The organism is Pseudobutyrivibrio xylanivorans (assembly GCF_008935055.1).
Taxonomy (GTDB): Bacteria; Bacillota; Clostridia; order Lachnospirales; family Lachnospiraceae; genus Pseudobutyrivibrio; species Pseudobutyrivibrio xylanivorans_A.
Map to the genome: position 1 here is coordinate 2,734,536 of NZ_CP043028.1, position 15,792 is coordinate 2,750,327.

At 36.6% G+C, this 15,792-nt stretch carries 16 protein-coding genes; 15 read left to right on the forward strand and 1 reads right to left on the reverse strand.

Annotation, left to right across the window (positions count from 1 at the left end; all coding sequences use genetic code 11):
- The first annotated feature begins 26 nt into the window (after positions 1-26).
- The 15 genes from FXF36_RS12340 to FXF36_RS12410 all read left to right on the forward strand — a co-directional run bounded on the left by FXF36_RS12340 (position 27) and on the right by FXF36_RS12410 (position 14,562).
- Entirely contained in the window at positions 27-1,040 is a 1,014-nt protein-coding gene (locus FXF36_RS12340; RefSeq protein WP_151624519.1) for a rod shape-determining protein, read from the forward strand.
- A 15-nt stretch (positions 1,041-1,055) separates the two neighbouring features.
- Entirely contained in the window at positions 1,056-1,919 is an 864-nt protein-coding gene (gene mreC / locus FXF36_RS12345; protein ID WP_151624521.1) for a rod shape-determining protein MreC, read from the forward strand.
- Positions 1,912-2,457 (forward strand): rod shape-determining protein MreD, encoded by a 546-nt coding sequence (mreD, locus tag FXF36_RS12350; protein ID WP_151624523.1) that lies wholly within the window; start codon positions 1,912-1,914, stop codon positions 2,455-2,457. Before mreC ends, mreD begins: the two co-directional genes overlap by 8 nt.
- Entirely contained in the window at positions 2,444-5,293 is a 2,850-nt protein-coding gene (locus FXF36_RS12355; RefSeq protein WP_151624525.1) for a penicillin-binding transpeptidase domain-containing protein, read from the forward strand. The genes mreD and FXF36_RS12355 overlap by 14 nt, the downstream gene beginning before the upstream one ends.
- A 32-nt stretch (positions 5,294-5,325) precedes the next feature.
- Positions 5,326-6,009 carry a septum site-determining protein MinC gene (locus tag FXF36_RS12360; RefSeq protein WP_151624527.1) on the forward strand — a complete coding sequence of 228 codons (684 nt, stop codon included), beginning with the start codon at positions 5,326-5,328 and terminating at the stop codon, positions 6,007-6,009.
- Positions 6,009-7,124, forward strand: a complete 1,116-nt coding sequence (locus FXF36_RS12365; RefSeq protein WP_151624529.1) for an FtsW/RodA/SpoVE family cell cycle protein — start codon at positions 6,009-6,011, stop codon at positions 7,122-7,124. The genes FXF36_RS12360 and FXF36_RS12365 overlap by 1 nt, the downstream gene beginning before the upstream one ends.
- Positions 7,125-7,520: a methylglyoxal synthase gene (locus FXF36_RS12370; protein ID WP_151624531.1), complete on the forward strand. Its 396-nt coding sequence runs from the start codon at positions 7,125-7,127 to the stop codon at positions 7,518-7,520.
- Positions 7,504-8,490 (forward strand): D-alanyl-D-alanine carboxypeptidase family protein, encoded by a 987-nt coding sequence (locus FXF36_RS12375; RefSeq protein WP_243143509.1) that lies wholly within the window; start codon positions 7,504-7,506, stop codon positions 8,488-8,490. The genes FXF36_RS12370 and FXF36_RS12375 overlap by 17 nt, the downstream gene beginning before the upstream one ends.
- Positions 8,491-8,681: 191 nt before the next feature.
- Positions 8,682-9,104, forward strand: coding sequence for a twitching motility protein PilT (locus FXF36_RS12380; protein WP_151624535.1), 423 nt, complete (start codon positions 8,682-8,684; stop codon positions 9,102-9,104).
- A 60-nt stretch (positions 9,105-9,164) separates the two neighbouring features.
- Entirely contained in the window at positions 9,165-10,565 is a 1,401-nt protein-coding gene (locus FXF36_RS12385; RefSeq protein ID WP_151624537.1) for a biotin/lipoyl attachment domain-containing protein, read from the forward strand.
- A 30-nt stretch (positions 10,566-10,595) separates the two neighbouring features.
- Entirely contained in the window at positions 10,596-11,300 is a 705-nt protein-coding gene (locus FXF36_RS12390) for a YggS family pyridoxal phosphate-dependent enzyme (RefSeq protein WP_151624539.1), read from the forward strand.
- A 15-nt stretch (positions 11,301-11,315) separates the two neighbouring features.
- Entirely contained in the window at positions 11,316-11,828 is a 513-nt protein-coding gene (locus tag FXF36_RS12395) for a cell division protein SepF (RefSeq protein WP_151624541.1), read from the forward strand.
- 204 nt (positions 11,829-12,032) lie between these two features.
- Complete coding sequence (gene aroB, locus FXF36_RS12400; protein ID WP_151624543.1) at positions 12,033-13,127, forward strand: 3-dehydroquinate synthase; 1,095 nt, start codon at positions 12,033-12,035, stop codon at positions 13,125-13,127.
- Positions 13,127-13,651 carry a signal peptidase II gene (gene lspA, locus FXF36_RS12405; RefSeq protein ID WP_151624545.1) on the forward strand — a complete coding sequence of 175 codons (525 nt, stop codon included), beginning with the start codon at positions 13,127-13,129 and terminating at the stop codon, positions 13,649-13,651. The genes aroB and lspA overlap by 1 nt, the downstream gene beginning before the upstream one ends.
- On the forward strand, positions 13,651-14,562 hold the full coding sequence (locus FXF36_RS12410) for an RluA family pseudouridine synthase (protein ID WP_151624547.1): 912 nt from the start codon (positions 13,651-13,653) through the stop codon (positions 14,560-14,562). The genes lspA and FXF36_RS12410 overlap by 1 nt, the downstream gene beginning before the upstream one ends.
- A 114-nt stretch (positions 14,563-14,676) precedes the next feature.
- On the opposite strand, the gene FXF36_RS12415 is transcribed toward FXF36_RS12410, so the two are convergent.
- Entirely contained in the window at positions 14,677-15,744 is a 1,068-nt protein-coding gene (locus tag FXF36_RS12415; RefSeq protein WP_151624549.1) for a tyrosine-type recombinase/integrase, read from the reverse strand.
- Between the last annotated feature and the right edge of the window lie 48 nt (positions 15,745-15,792).

Genomic DNA, 15,792 nt, shown 5'->3' on the forward strand with positions numbered 1-15,792 from the left:
TATAATTATTATATTGGAGGAATGTTATGCCAAACTCTTTTGGAATTGATATAGGAACACAAAATTTAAAAATTTTCAGTGGTGCAGACAGCTCAATTACCAACATCAAAAATACAATCGCCATTGTTAATAAAAATCAAATGTATTCATACGGTGACGCTGCTTATTCAATGTATGAGAAGGCTCCAGATACTATTCAGGTTTCATTCCCAATCGTTTCTGGTGTTATTGCAGATTTTGATAATATGCAGACCATGCTTTTTGAGGTTCTCGAGAGAGACCTTAAGGGTAAGATTAAGGGTTCTGATATTGTAGTTGCTGTTCCAACTGATATTACAGAAGTTGAAAAAAAAGCATTCTCTGATTTGTTTACCAAAACAAAGAATAAGCCACATTCTATCCGTGTTTGCGAGAAGCCAATCGCAAGTGCCATTGGTTTAGGACTTGATGTTTCTGAGCCTACTGGTGTTATGGTTGTTGATTTAGGTGCAGATACTACAGAAATCTCTGTTATTTCTCTCGGCGGTCTTGTACTTTCTGAGCTTCTTCCATTTGGAGGCAATCAGATTGATGAGTCTATCGTTACTCACCTTAAGAGAAACTACAATCTCGTTATTGGTCAGAAGACTGCAAAGCAGTTGAAGGAAGAAATCGGTTCAGCTGCAGAAGGCAGAGGAGAGAAGCTCACTGTTGTAGGTCGTGATGTGGTAAGCGGACTTCCTATCGAAATGGAAATCGAGAGCGACGTGATTTACACAGCTATCAAGGCTGATCTTGAGAGCTTCTGCACAAATGTAAAGCTTATTTTGGAGAAGGTTCCACCAGAGCTTGCAAAGGATATCGTACATTCTGGTATTTACCTTACAGGTGGCACATCTCAGCTTAACAGACTTACAGATTTATTCTCTGAGGTTACAAACATCAAGGTTAATGCCTTTGATGATCCTCAGGAGTCATGCGTCCGTGGCCTTGGTTCTGTACTTACAGACACCAAGTTTAAGCAGTACGGATACAGCATGAAGACACGAATTTTTAAATAATATTGATGAGGTTATATGAGACAGAGAAAAGCAAATGGTGGCATACCAAGTAAATATCTTCTCACGTTTTTATCGATTGTTTGTATAATGCTTTTATTCTTTAGTTATTCCACTGGTTTTTCCGGTGGTCCGCTGGAGACTATTGCCAATCATATTTTCATTCCTATGCAAAAGGGTATTGATTATATTGGAAGTACAATTGCTATTTCTTCGGCTGACACAAAGACAAAAGAACAGCTAATCGCTGAAAACGAGGAACTTCAAGAGCAGGTTAATACTCTTAACGATAAAATTAAAAGCTATGAGCTTAAAATGAGCGAGCTTGATGAGCTTCAGAAGCTTTATGAGCTGGATCAATCATATTTAGATTACGATACAACAGGTGCCAGAATAATTGGAAAGAGCACCTCTAACTGGTTTAATACCTTTACAATTGATAAGGGTTCCAAAGATGGAATTCAGGTAAATATGAATGTTATTGCTGACGGAGGATTAGTTGGTATTGTTTCTTCGGTTGGAGATTCCTATGCAGTTGTCAGAGCAATTATTGATGATACTGCAAATGTAAGCGCTACAATTTCTTCTACTGAGGACAATTGTATCGTTTCGGGTAGTCTTGAGAATATGACTGCCAGCAATGTAATCAACTATTCAAATCTTGCTGACAGCGATAATAAGGTTGCAATCGGTGATGTGGTTGTTACTTCAAATATTTCAGACAAATATCTTCCTGGTCTTTTAATTGGCTATGTTTCATCAGTTAATCTTGATGAAAATGATTTGTCAAAGTCTGGCACAATTACGCCTGTAGTTGATTTTAAACATTTGTCAGACGTGCTTGTTATTAAGCAATTGAAGGAGTCTTACAAGAGTGAGTAATTTTAAGCACTATTTTAAAAGAATATTGATAGTAGCACTTGTCATTTATGTAAGCTTTCTTCTGCAGACAAGTGTTTTTTCAAGATACAGACTTGCAGGAGTAACTCCTAATATTTTAATTTGTGTTGTATCGACTTATGGTTTTATGAAAGGTAGAAGACATGGCATTATCATTGGATTTTGCACCGGTCTTTTACTGGATATTTTTTCTGGATCATTGTTTGGCGCTTATGCATTGATTTATATGTATATAGGTGTACTTAATGGTCTTTTCAGGAAACAATTCTTCGGTGATGATTTGCGACTTCCTTTAATTCTTATAGGCGCAAGCGACCTTATCTATGGGCTTGCATCTTATGTCGTATTTTTTGTTATCAGATCTCAGTATTCGTTTTCCTTTTATTTTATGAATATTATTTTGCCTGAGGTTGTTTACACATTACTTGTTTCTATTTTTGTTTATTACGCTATTCTGTACATAAACAATTGGATCGAAAAACTGGAAAAGAAAGGTTCTGATAGAATTGGAAATTATTAAGGACTTTTTTGTAAATGCATTTTCTTCACGTATTCGCGTGGTATCAGTGGTGTTTGGCTTTTTCGCCGCTGTCCTTATTTCACGTCTTTTTTATTTGCAGATTATTAACGGTAGCGAATATCAAGACAACTATAATCTTAAACTAGAGAAAACTGAATCAATCGCCGCTACACGTGGCAATATTTTTGATAGAAATGGAAACCTGTTGGCTTATAATGAGCTGGTTTATGCTGTTACTATTCAGGATAATGGTGTCTATTCTAGCAAAAAGGAGAGAAGTAAATCTCTTAATTCAGAGATTGCTACAATCATCACTAAGCTTGAAAAGAATGGTGATTCAATCGATAATAGCTTTCCAATAGTTATTGACTCTTCGGGGAATTATCAATTTATGTATTCTGGTAATACCCTTCAGAGATTTCGTGCAGATATCTTTGGAAAGACAAGCATAGACGATTTGGAATACAATGAGAAGCTTGGATTTGACGAGGCTACTGCTACTCCGGATCAGATTATAGATTATCTGCAAGGCGAAAAGGTCTATAACATTTCTGATGAATACAATAAAAAGCTTCGTTATGAAATAATGGTTGTACGCTACAACATGGGCCAGAATTCATATCAGAAGTATATCTCCACTGTAATCGCTTCTGATATTTCTGAGGAGTCTGTAGCATTCATCGAAGAAAATGTTAATGAGCTTACAGGTGTAGCTGTTGAGCAGAAATCTCTTCGCAGATATACTGACAGCGAATATTTTGCCCATATTATCGGCTACACTGGACAGATTTCTACTGATGAATATAAGGAGCGTTCAGCCACTGATGATACCGTAGATACTAATGATGTTGTTGGTAAATCCGGTATCGAAAAATACATGAATGATTATCTGTCAGGTACAAAGGGGCATGAGACACTTTATGTAGACAGTGTAGGAAATACAATTGCAAAGGGAGATTACTTGGCAGCTGTTTCTGGAAACGATGTATATCTGTCTATTGATATGGATTTACAGAAAGCAGCTTACATTCTTCTTGAGCAGGAGATTGCCGGCATTCTTTATTCAAAAATTTCAAATATAAAGGAATATAATGCATCAGAGCACGCATCATCATCAGATGTAGTAGTTCCAATATATGATGTTTACTATTCTCTTATTGGAAATGGAATAATTGATACTAACGCATTTAAGGATGAAAATGCTTCTGCTACAGAAAAGGCTGTACTTAGCGCTTTTGAGACTAAACAGAAGGCTGTTTTATCTACACTTAAATCACAGCTTACTGTAAATAACGAAGTTATCTACAGTGATTTACCTAGAGAGTATCAGGCGTACTCAACATATATCGTTACAAAGCTTAAAAGTCTTGGAATTTTTGACTCATCGCTCATTGATACATCTTCAGATGTTCAGACAAGCTGGACTTCAGAGCAGATGGCTGTAAATAAGTATTTAATTTACGCTATAGAGCAGAACTGGATTGATATTACAAAGTATGAAACAGAAGCGAAGTATGCTGATACTGAAGAATTATATAATGATCTTGTAGATTATGTTATCGACTATCTTTCAAATGATAAGAGTTTCCAGAATCTAATTTATAAGTATTTGATTTTGGATGATGGCATATCAGGTTCTCAGCTTTGTTTGATATTATATGATCAGGGAGTTCTTGCCGAGGATGAGGAATCATATCAGGCACTATCAAGTGGAAGAATATCTTCTTATGAGTTCCTGCGTTCTAAGATTAAGAGCCTTGAGCTCACTCCTGGACAGATTGCCTTAGATCCATGCTCAGGTTCTACTGTAATTCTTGATACCAAGACTGGCGAGGTTTTGGCAATGGTTACGTATCCTGGCTACGACAATAACAAGCTTGCTAACTCTGTTGATGCTGATTATTATTCGTACCTTACAAATAGTGCAGCCAATCCTTTGTATAACTATGCTACACAGCAGAGAACTGCGCCTGGTTCTACCTTCAAGATTGTCAGCTCTACAGCAGGTCTTGCAGAAAATGTTATTACAACAACTTCTGAAATTACCGACCTTGGTCAGTACACAAAGGTGTCTAATAAGCCTAAGTGTTGGATTTATCCAAGCAATCACGGTAGCATCAATGTTTCTGAGGCTATTAGAGATTCTTGTAACTACTTCTTCTACGAAGTAGGTTGGAGGCTTGCCGGAGGCGATGGCAATTACGATGATATTAAGGGTATTGACAATATCCAAAAATACGCATCCCTTTATGGTTTGGATGAGATAACGGGTATCGAGGTAGAAGAGAACTCTCCTCATATGGCCACAGAATACCCTGTCATGGCGGCAATTGGTCAGTCAGATAACAACTATACTACAGTTGGTCTTGCACGCTATGCTGCAGCAATTGCCAGCAGAGGAACGGTATACAACCTTACACTTTTGGATAGCGTAAGGGATTCTGAGGGTAATGTTCTTGAGAGCTATAGTCCATCAGTACGAAATCAGGTTGACGTTCTTAATGGTGGCCAGTGGGATGCTATTCATTATGGTATGAGAATGGTAGTTGAGTCCCTTTCATCTTTCAACAATTTTTCTGTTGAGGTTGCTGGAAAGACCGGTACTGCCCAGCAGGTTAAGAGCAGACCAAACCACGCTTTATTTATTGGTTTTGCTCCATATAATGATCCAGAAGTAGCTATTGCAACCCGTATTGCTTACGGATATACATCTCACAACGCAGCGGCTGTTTCAAAGGATATTTTATCTTACTACTTTGGTGTTTCTTCAACTGAAGAGCTTCTTAGTGGTGAGGCAAATACTGTATCAGATTCTGAAAATGAGTTTACAGACTAGTTATAAAATCATCAAAAGTGGGAGGCTTTGTTTTGAGTAACGATCCAGTTGTATTAAAAAGTAATAAATATGGTTTGTCATTGCAGCTTGATGCAACAATTCCTTTTGAGGATTTAGTTAGAGCTATATGTGAGAAATTTGCCAAATCAGCAGACTTCTTTGGCGAAACCGAAATGATTCTCGAAACCTTCGGAAGAGAGCTCACAACAGACGAAGGGCTTGTTATTATTCAGGCTATAGAGCTCAATTCTAAAATTAAGGTTATTCTTTTAAATGAGAATAATGAATATAAGGATACCCGTATGCTTGGAGAAATTGATCGGTTTTATACTGATGAAATCTTTGAAAACGCCAAGATCATAAGGGGGTCCGTTTCAAAGAGTGATCAGGTTACTTCGGACTCTAGCATTATTATCCTTGGAGATGTTAAGTCAAAGGCTTCAGTTAGAGCAAAAGGAAATGTTATTGTTTTAGGTCGCTTGGAAGGAAGCTGTCATGCTGGCTACCCTGACAACACTGGTTGCTATATTGTGGCAGGAGAATTAAATTCCCAGAATGTTCAGATTGGAACAGTTTCTGGTGAGATTACTTATCAGGAAAAATGGTCCCTTCGTGTTAGACGCTCGAAAGAAGAGCCCGTTGGTATTTCTGTTTGGAATCATGAATTATTATCTGAACCACTTAGCAGTGGCCTGTTAAAAAGGATTAAGAATTAATGTTTCACAATTATAAATTTAAAAATCTTGATATTAAATTAATATTGGCGGTCATTGCTTTGACCATTATCGGAATTTTTGTTATCGGTTCTGCCAATGAATCAAACCAACAAAAGCAGATTCTGGGAATGATTTTAGGTATAATAGTAATGAGTGTAATGGCAATTATTGACTACGATTTTATTTTGCATTTCCATTGGCTTTTTTATGGAATGGTTATTGCATTGCTTACTTCCGTGCTTTTATTTGGTAGTGAATCTGGTGGTGCTACCAGATGGATTGAGCTTGGTGTACGTTTTCAGCCATCGGAGCTCAGTAAAATACTGCTTATTTTATTTTTTTCATGGTTTTTAATGCTTCATGAAGAGGATATTAATAAGCCAAAAGTATTGGCCATGACCATAGGTTTATCGGCACTTCCGTTACTTTTAATAGAAAAAGAACCAGATTTATCAACTACAATAGTCACAATGATGATTATTTGTGTTATGATGTTTGTAGTGGGATTAAGTTATAAATTAGTTGGAATTGTCCTTGGTATTTCAATTCCATCAATTATTATCCTGCTTGTGCTTATCGCCAGAGATGGCCAGACCATTTTAAAGGAATATCAGGGCATTCGTATTTTGGCTTGGCTTAAGCCAGACAAATACCCTCAGAATTCATATCAGCAGCAGAATTCAATCATGGCAATTGGTTCTGGACAGCTGATGGGTAAAGGTCTTGGAAACGAAGCCTTTGACTCAGTTAAGAATGGAAACTATATTTCAGAGCCACATACCGATTTTATCTTTGCTGTTGCAGGTGAGGAATTAGGATTCGTTGGTTCTGCTTTAGTAATTATCCTTATTTTCTTCATTGCAATCGAGATTTTACTCATTGCTAAGAAAGCAAAGGATATTTCGGGGAAGCTCATTTGTGTAGGAATGGCTACACTTATTGGTTTTCAGAGTTTTGTAAATATTTGTGTAGTAACAGGATTGATGCCAAACACCGGTTTGCCACTTCCATTTGTTAGCTACGGACTTACCTCTTTGGTTACAGTCTATTTTGGTATTGGTATTGTATTAAACGTTGGTCTTCAATCAAAAAATAATAACGGGAGGCTATTTTAAATGAACATTGGATTGGTAGCTCATGATTCCAAAAAGAAGCTTATGCAGAATTTCTGTATTGCTTACAGAGGAATACTTAGCAAAAATGACATTTTTGCCACTGGAACTACTGGAAGATTGGTGGAAGAGGTTACAAATCTTTCTGTTCACAAGTACCTTGCAGGACACCTTGGTGGTACACAGCAGTTAGGTGCTCAGATTGAGCAGAATGAGATTGATTTGGTTATATTCTTGAGAGATCCGCTTACTGTGAAATCTCATGAGCCAGATGTTAATAGCATTGTTCGTCTCTGTGATGCTCACAATATTCCACTTGCAACTAATCTTGCAACTGCTGAACTTCTCATTAAATCATTGGACAGAGGAGATCTTGAGTGGCGTGAAATGTACAAATAAACTATTGTCATTATTTCTTATAGGCGTTTCCTGCATATCACTGATTGGTTGTGGCGCTGCAAAGGAAGAAGAGAGCGTTACAACGTATGATTTGTATGATACGTCTTTTTCTTATGGAATCACACATAATGGTGCCACCTCTGATGTGGAGCTTTTTGCGAAAGAGCTTTGTGTTACTGGCAATGAGGATTTAGGCACCTCTGCAGTGGATTCCCAGGTTGCATCAGGTGCGGCTGCTTTTAATATTACAGAACAGACCACTGTGTACGCACAGTCCGTTCATGAAAAGCTTTATCCTGCATCTACTACAAAAATCCTTACAGCATATATTGCTTGTATAAAAGGAAATCTAGACGATTATTACACCGTCAGTACGAATGCAGTTGATCAGGCTAGTGATTCTTCTGTAATCAATCTAAGGGCTGGTGATGTTATCACTTTAAGAGATTTGCTTTATGGGTTGATGCTTCGTTCAGGTAATGATGCTGCTGTTGCGATAGCAGAGGGGATAAGTGGGGATGTTGAAAGCTTTGCAGCCGAGATGAATGCTACAGCAAAGGCATTAGGTGCTACAAATTCAAATTTCATTACCCCTAATGGACTTCATGATGAAAATCATTACACCACAGTCTATGATATGTATTTAATTTTGAATGCAGCCTTGGAAAACCAGGATTTCTACAATATCTTTACAGCTACAAGCTATACAGCAAATTATACTAGTGGCGGTGCAGCAAAGACTGCAGAGTGGCATACTACCAATCAGTATCTTACAGGAAAGGTAAATAAGCCATCTGGTTTTACTATCCTTGGAGGTAAGACTGGTACTACAGGTGCTGCTGGTTATTGTTTGGTTCTACTTTCAGAAAATGAGGATGGAGATAAGATTATTTCTATAGTTTTTAACGCAGATTGTAGATCAAATCTGTACCTCTTAATGAATGAAATCCTTACAAATTACTGCACTTGATTGTTAGAAAACACCTTGAATATATCTGTTTTGTCTGTCAATTGCTTGAAAATCAAATAGTTTTTAAATAAATACCATTTTTCCTGTTTAGGTTTTAATCTCGTTATGTTAGAATATATATAACTTAAATAAATATCTACTGAGGGGTTCGAAAACAGTAGTTATAAAATGCAAAAGGGAGGTATTTTGACATGGTGGAGATAATTTCAGGCGAGAAGGGCAAAGGTAAGACAAAGTATTTACTTGACAAGGTAAACAGCGACATCAAGAAGGTTGATGGTTCAGTTGTTTACATTGACAAGAATACAAAGCACATGTATGAGTTAGATTCAAAGATTCGTTTAATCAATATGGGTGATTACCCAATCGAAAGTTCTGATGAATTCTTGGGATTCTTAAGCGGTGTTCTTTCACAGAATGCAGATATTCAAGAGGTTTTCTTAGACAGTTTCCTTACGGTTTCCTATATAGATACCAATGATGGCTTTACAGCAGCCCTTAATAAGCTTGATAACATTTGTAACATGTTCGATGTAAAATTCGTTTTGTCAGTTAGTAAAAATGAGAAAGACTTACCTGAAAGCGCAAAGGGTAAGATAATCGTTTCTTTATAAAGACTGTTAGGGCACGGATTCGTGCCCTTTCTAATTGTTTAGGAGTTGACTTTCACTTACATGAGAAAAAAGCAGAAAAAGAAGCAGAATGAAAATAAAATACTTAAATATCCTAAGCAATATCATTTTTCTATAGGATTCATTATTATCGGCGTAATGTTTATTTACATGCTGTATCACATGCTTACATATCTTACAGCTGCTAACATTACAGTCTACGAGGTTTCCCAGGGTTCGATTTCTTCTAATTTGGAATATAATGCACTTGCTATCCGACAGGAGCAGGTGGTTTATGCAGATAATAGTGGAGATATTTTGTATTTGGCCGAAAATTTTTCGAAGGTTGGTGCTAAATCTAAAATATATGCTTTAGATACATCAGGCGAAATACTTTCGTCAATGAAAAAGAATAACGAAACAGCAGATGTTAAGCTGAGCGATGAAGATTATGCAAAGCTTCAGAATTCTATTTCAACCTTTGCTTACGATTTTAATAATATAAACTACAGCAAACTTTACACCTTTAAAACAGAGCTTGAATCTCAAGTGCAACAGCTTTATACTGTTTCAGCCCTTGATTCAATGGGAAACTCGCTTCAATCAGCTATAGACTCAGGTACATTTAATATTTATAATTGCAAACAGCCTGGTTTAATTGTTTATTCTATTGATGGGTTGGAGAATCTTACTGTAGATTCCTTTATTTCAGATTCATTTGATATGTCCAGTTATTCATCAACTAATCTTAAATCTGTGGGATCCGTTGTAGCAGGACAGCCAGTTTATAAGCTTATTACATCTGATCATTGGAATTTGATATGTGAGGTAGATAAATCCTTGTTTGATTCACTTCAGGAAGAATCCTATTTAAAGATTCGATTCCTTGAGGATGAAGTGGAAACATGGACAAATTTGGCTTTTGCGGAGAAGGCTGGAAACTACTATCTTGTGCTTTCCCTAGATGATTCTATGGACCGATATGCGGATAGTAGATATGTCCATATAAAGATTATTAATAATAATATTTCAGGGTTGAAAATACCTAATTCATCTATAGTTAACAAGGAATTCTTTACAATTCCTAAAGGATATATGATGCAGGGTGCGAATGATGATGAAATTGGCTTCCTTAGACAGACTGATTCATCAAGTGAATACATCAATCCTACAGTGTACTACGAAAATGACGATTTTTATTTTGTTGATGACAATGATGTTTCCAGAGGAGACACGCTCATTAAACCAAATTCCAACGAGAGATACGTTATTGGTACAGATATTGGAACTCTCCAAGGAGTTTACAATGTAAATAAGGGATATGCTGTATTTAAGCAAATTGAAATACTTTACCAGAATGATGATTATTCTATTATCAAAACTGGTACAAATTATGGTATATCGATGTATGATCACATTGTGTTACAGGGTGATGAAGTAGAAGAGAACACTATAATTAATTAACATATAGAGATTTTTATAGAGGTGAATAAATTGAGAGAAACAGAATTAAAAGAGAATTTAAAAAGCGTTGAAACAAGAGTTACTGAGGCATGCAAGCGTGCTGGTAGAAACCGTGATGAGGTAACTCTTATCGCTGTTAGTAAGACTAAGCCGGTTGAGGATTTACAGGTAATTTATGATTCAGGCATTCGCTCTTTTGGTGAGAATAAGGTCCAGGAATTAACAGCAAAAATTCCCGAGATGCCAGAAGACATCGATTGGCATTTAATTGGACATTTACAGCGTAACAAGGTTAAGTACATCGTTGACAAGGTAAAGCTTATTCATTCAGTAGATAGTTATCGTCTCGCTGAGGAAATTAACATTCAGGCTAAGAAAAAGGGTATTGTTGTTCCAATTCTCATCGAGGTAAATGCAGCAAATGAGGCTAGCAAATTTGGTGTAAGAGTAGAGGAAGCTAAGCAATTATGTACTGAGATTTCCCATTTAGATGGAGTTCACATCATGGGTCTTATGACTATAGCACCAAATGTTGTGGTTGCTGAAGAAAATCGAGCAATTTTTCACAAAATAAAGGACTTATCGGTTGACATCGATAAAGAAAACATCGATAATGTTGATATGAGAATTTTATCTATGGGTATGACAAACGATTTTGAAGTAGCCATAGAGGAGGGGGCTACCCATGTGAGAGTGGGAACAGCAATCTTCGGAGAGAGAAATTACAACATTTAATTGAGGAGTAATGTTATGTTTGAGAGAATGCTTGATGCAATGCATCTGGGTGATGACTACGACGACTACGAAGATGAAGATCTTTATGAAGAAGAAGAGGAGAAGTCTTTTTTTAATAAGTTCTCTAAAAAGGAGCCTGAAGAGAAACGTCCAGTTTTAAATAAGCCTTCTGAAAGAGAAGTTAGAGCGTCTAAACCAGCGCCAAAGATTACACCTATGAGAAATAAAGCGAAAGGAGCTGTCATGGAGGTTTGTGTTATTAAACCATCTTCATTTGAGGATGCTCGCGAGATTTCAGAGACATTATTAGCTGAGCGTACAGTTCTTCTTAACATGAAGGGATTAGACCTTGGTGTTGCACAGCGTATCATTGATTTCACTTGTGGTACTTGTTATGCTATCGATGGTAACCTTCAAAGAATTGAAGACTATATCTTTATAATCACACCTGCAGGAGTTGAGCTTTCTGGTGATTTAGCAGGAATTGTTGATGCCTTTGACTTTACAGGGATTCAAACAGGATTTTAAATATTCTAGCACCAGATGAGTATCTGGTGCTTTTTCTTTTGTAGCCTTATAGTCCGCTGGTTACAGCTACAAGCCTTCATTCTCTTTCTTCGGCTACATGCCTCATACAGAGAATAAAGAGCTTGATGCCTACCAGCTCACTTATTTGATACACCTGTTAAAGAACATACTTAACACCTTATACAACGATACGGAGACACGAACATGAATACGACTTGCTTGAATATTAAGTACGACGGGGAACCTTGTTATAATATTTATTTTCGACCGGATTTTGGAGATTTGGCAGGCTTATTTAAGAAGGATTTAAATAAGGATTACGACAATATTTGTATTGTTACAGATTCCAATGTGGCTAGACTTTACTTAGCTGAGGTGGTATCTATTTTTAAAGGAATTTGTGAAAATGTGTGTTCCTTTAGCTTTGAGGCAGGAGAAGCTTCAAAGAATCTTGATACAGTAAGTATGCTCTATGAGCATCTTATTCATAGAAAGTTTACTAGAAATTCTTTACTAGTTGCCTTGGGCGGTGGAGTTGTTGGTGATTTAACAGGTTTCGCAGCATCTACATTTCTTCGGGGAATCGATTTTATCCAGATGCCTACCACATTATTATCACAAGTTGACAGTTCTGTTGGTGGTAAAACCGGTGTAGATTTCAATCATTACAAGAATATGGTTGGTGCCTTTTATATGCCAAAGATGGTGTATATGAATCTTGGTACACTTTCATCCTTGGATGATAATAATTTTGCATGCGGAATGGGTGAGGTCATCAAAAGTGCTTTGATTGCAGATAAGGATTTTTATAATTGGCTTAAGGAAAATTATTCCAAGCTTTCTGCCAAAGATTTTGATGCTTTAGCGTATGCAGTGTATTCTTGTTGTAGGATTAAGGGTCATGTAGTAGAAATTGATCCTAAGGAAAAAGGAATCAGAGCATATCTGAATTTTGGGCACACATTAGGCCACGCAATTGAAAAACTATGCAATTTTGGTATTGGTCATGGACAATGTGTTGCTTTAGGAATGGTTTGTGCTTCTTTTTTATCTAAGAAACTTGGTAATATTTCGAATGAAGAGTATGAAGACATTATTGGTTGTATGAAGCTCTATAATTTGCCTGTTTCCGTATCAGAATTAAATCGTGATGAAATTTTATACACGTCTAAATCTGATAAGAAAATGATTGGTACAAAGATTAAATTTACAATATTAAAGGCTATAGGTGAGGCAGATTCGTATGTGGATTTTACGGATGCGGATTTAATTGAAGCTATAGATCAGGTATTAGATTAATGTATTACAAGTATAACAAAACAATTTCCATGATATTTAGTGTTGGTCTTATTGCTGTTTTAATCGTTTTGGACCAACTTACAAAGCTATTAGCAGTTAAAAATCTAATGAATCAGGATGATATCATTCTCATTCCTGGTATTTTGCAGTTTCATTATCTGGAAAATACAGGAGCAGCATTTTCTCTTTTAGAAGGTAAACAAAGTTTATTTGCAGTAGCTACACCAGTTCTATTATTTATAATGGCTTATATTCTTTTTGAGATGCCCAGACAAAAGAAATTTGTATATCTAGATTATATTATTGTATTTCTTTTTGCTGGTGCAATCGGGAATTATATTGATAGAGTCACGAACAATTATGTTGTAGATTTTATTTACTTTTCACTGATTAATTTTCCTGTATTCAATGTTGCAGACTGCTATGTGACAGTCGCAGTAATAGTTTTATTAGTATTAGTTCTTTTTTATTATAAGGACGAAGATCTGGAGGAAATTAAGCAAAGCTTATTATTAAAGAAATAATGGATGAATTCACACTTATAATTGAAGAACCTGCAGACGAAGGTATTAGAATAGACAAATACCTTGCTGTTAATATGCCAGAAAAATCACGAAGCTACTATCAGAAAGCCATTGATAGTGGCTTTGTTTTAGTTAATGGAAAGCAGGTCAAATCTAAATATCAGACAAAACTCGGGGATGAAATAATCGTCAGCGTTGAGCCAGTAAAAGAAATAGATATTGTTCCTGAGGACATACCTATTGAGATTTTATATGAAGACCAGGATGTAATTGTCGTTAATAAACCAAAGGGTATGGTTGTACATCCTGCACCTGGACATTATTCAGGCACATTGGTAAATGCACTTATGTATCATTGCAAGGATTCTTTGTCTGGAATTAATGGAGAAATTCGCCCAGGAATCGTTCACAGAATTGATATGAATACAACAGGCTCTCTATTGGTTTGCAAAAATGATAAGGCTCACAATGATATTGCTGCACAAATAAAAGTTCATTCAGTTAACCGAATCTACAAAGGAATTGTAATAGGAAATTTTAAAGAAGAGACTGGTACAGTAGACGCTCCTATAGGTCGAAATCCAAAAGATAGAAAGAAGATGGCTGTAGTGAATGGTGGAAGAGAAGCAATAACTCATTACACTGTTTTAGAGCAGTACAAGGGATACTCTTATGTACAGTTTAAGCTTGAGACAGGCCGCACTCATCAAATTCGTGTGCATATGGCGTCAATCGGTCATCCCCTTCTAGGCGACGATGTGTATGGAAAGCCGGTAAAGGGTCTAGAAGGCCAGACACTTCACGCTCAAACATTAGGATTCGTTCAGCCAACCACAGGCGAATACGTAGAAGTCAATGCGCCGCTGCCTTCATATTTCGAAGAACTTCTTTCTAAATATCGAAGAATGTAGCCAAGTTCAAGCCCGGTGGTTACGCCTACAAGCCTGTGAGTTTCTATGCTCAGCATAGAAAGCTTCGCTTCAGAAACCACAGAGCTTGACAGCTACCACCTCAACATAAAATCCTTATTTGCCTTCCTCCTTCGAAAATATTACGGCATTTCGTGCGAGTCGCTTGTGCTCATCTTCGATGGCAGCATAGTAGTCGATAGTAGTGTTAATGTTCTCGTGGCCCAGTACGTCTGCTACAAGCCTTATATCGCCTGTTTCCCGGTATAGGGCTGTACCATATGTGCTGCGGAGCTTATGAGGCGTAATTTTCTTATCTGGTACAACAATTCTTGCATATTTTTTAACTAAATTCTCAATAGCATCTACACTAAGTCTTTTACCTTGAAGAGAATAGAAGAGGGCGTTTTCATGACCTTCTACGGCAATTATGTATTCTCGTTCGCCGTTAATGTAATCCTGTAAAACTTCGGCAACTTCATCATTGAAGTAGATTATATCCTGTCCGCCACCCTTTCGAACGATTGTTAAAGAATTAACATTGAAATTTACATCATTTAAGTCAAGTCCATTGCATTCACTTACACGAATTCCAGTATTAAGCATTAATGTTAATATAGCAAGGTCGCGCCCACGGGTCTTTTGGTTGTATTTGCGTTGACGTTCAGATGAAAAGGCGTTTCCGTTATCAATTGCTTCTAAAATAGCCTTAACTTCGTAATTGTCCATACGAACGATATTTTTATCTTTTTTAAGCTTTGGAAGCTCCACAAGTTGAGTTGGATCACTAGAAACAAATTTACGTGCTAATAGATATTTGTACATGCTTCGCAAAGGAGACATTTTTCTTGCTATAGCGCGTTTATTATTTTCATGTTGCTCGCCAACAGTATTTAACTCAAGATAGCGTTTGTATTCCTCAATATCATCTGCAGTTAATTTATTTAAAACGTCGTAATTAATTTTTTTAACATCTAAACCCTTAAGTAGTGGGTTTGATGATACTAAAAAACGAAAAAAAGTAAGCAGGTCATATGAATATGCAATTAATGTACTTGTCTGAGTTGTTTGTTCTTTGGAGTAGATGTAGTCCAACGCTGGCTTAGGAAGTTCATTTTGAAGCTCACGCAGCTTAAGTTTTTGATTCTTCGATTTATCCTTATAGAAATTAGAATCTTTACCCATAACAGTATTTCTCCGAAATTAAATTACTATCTAACGGATAAACAGATA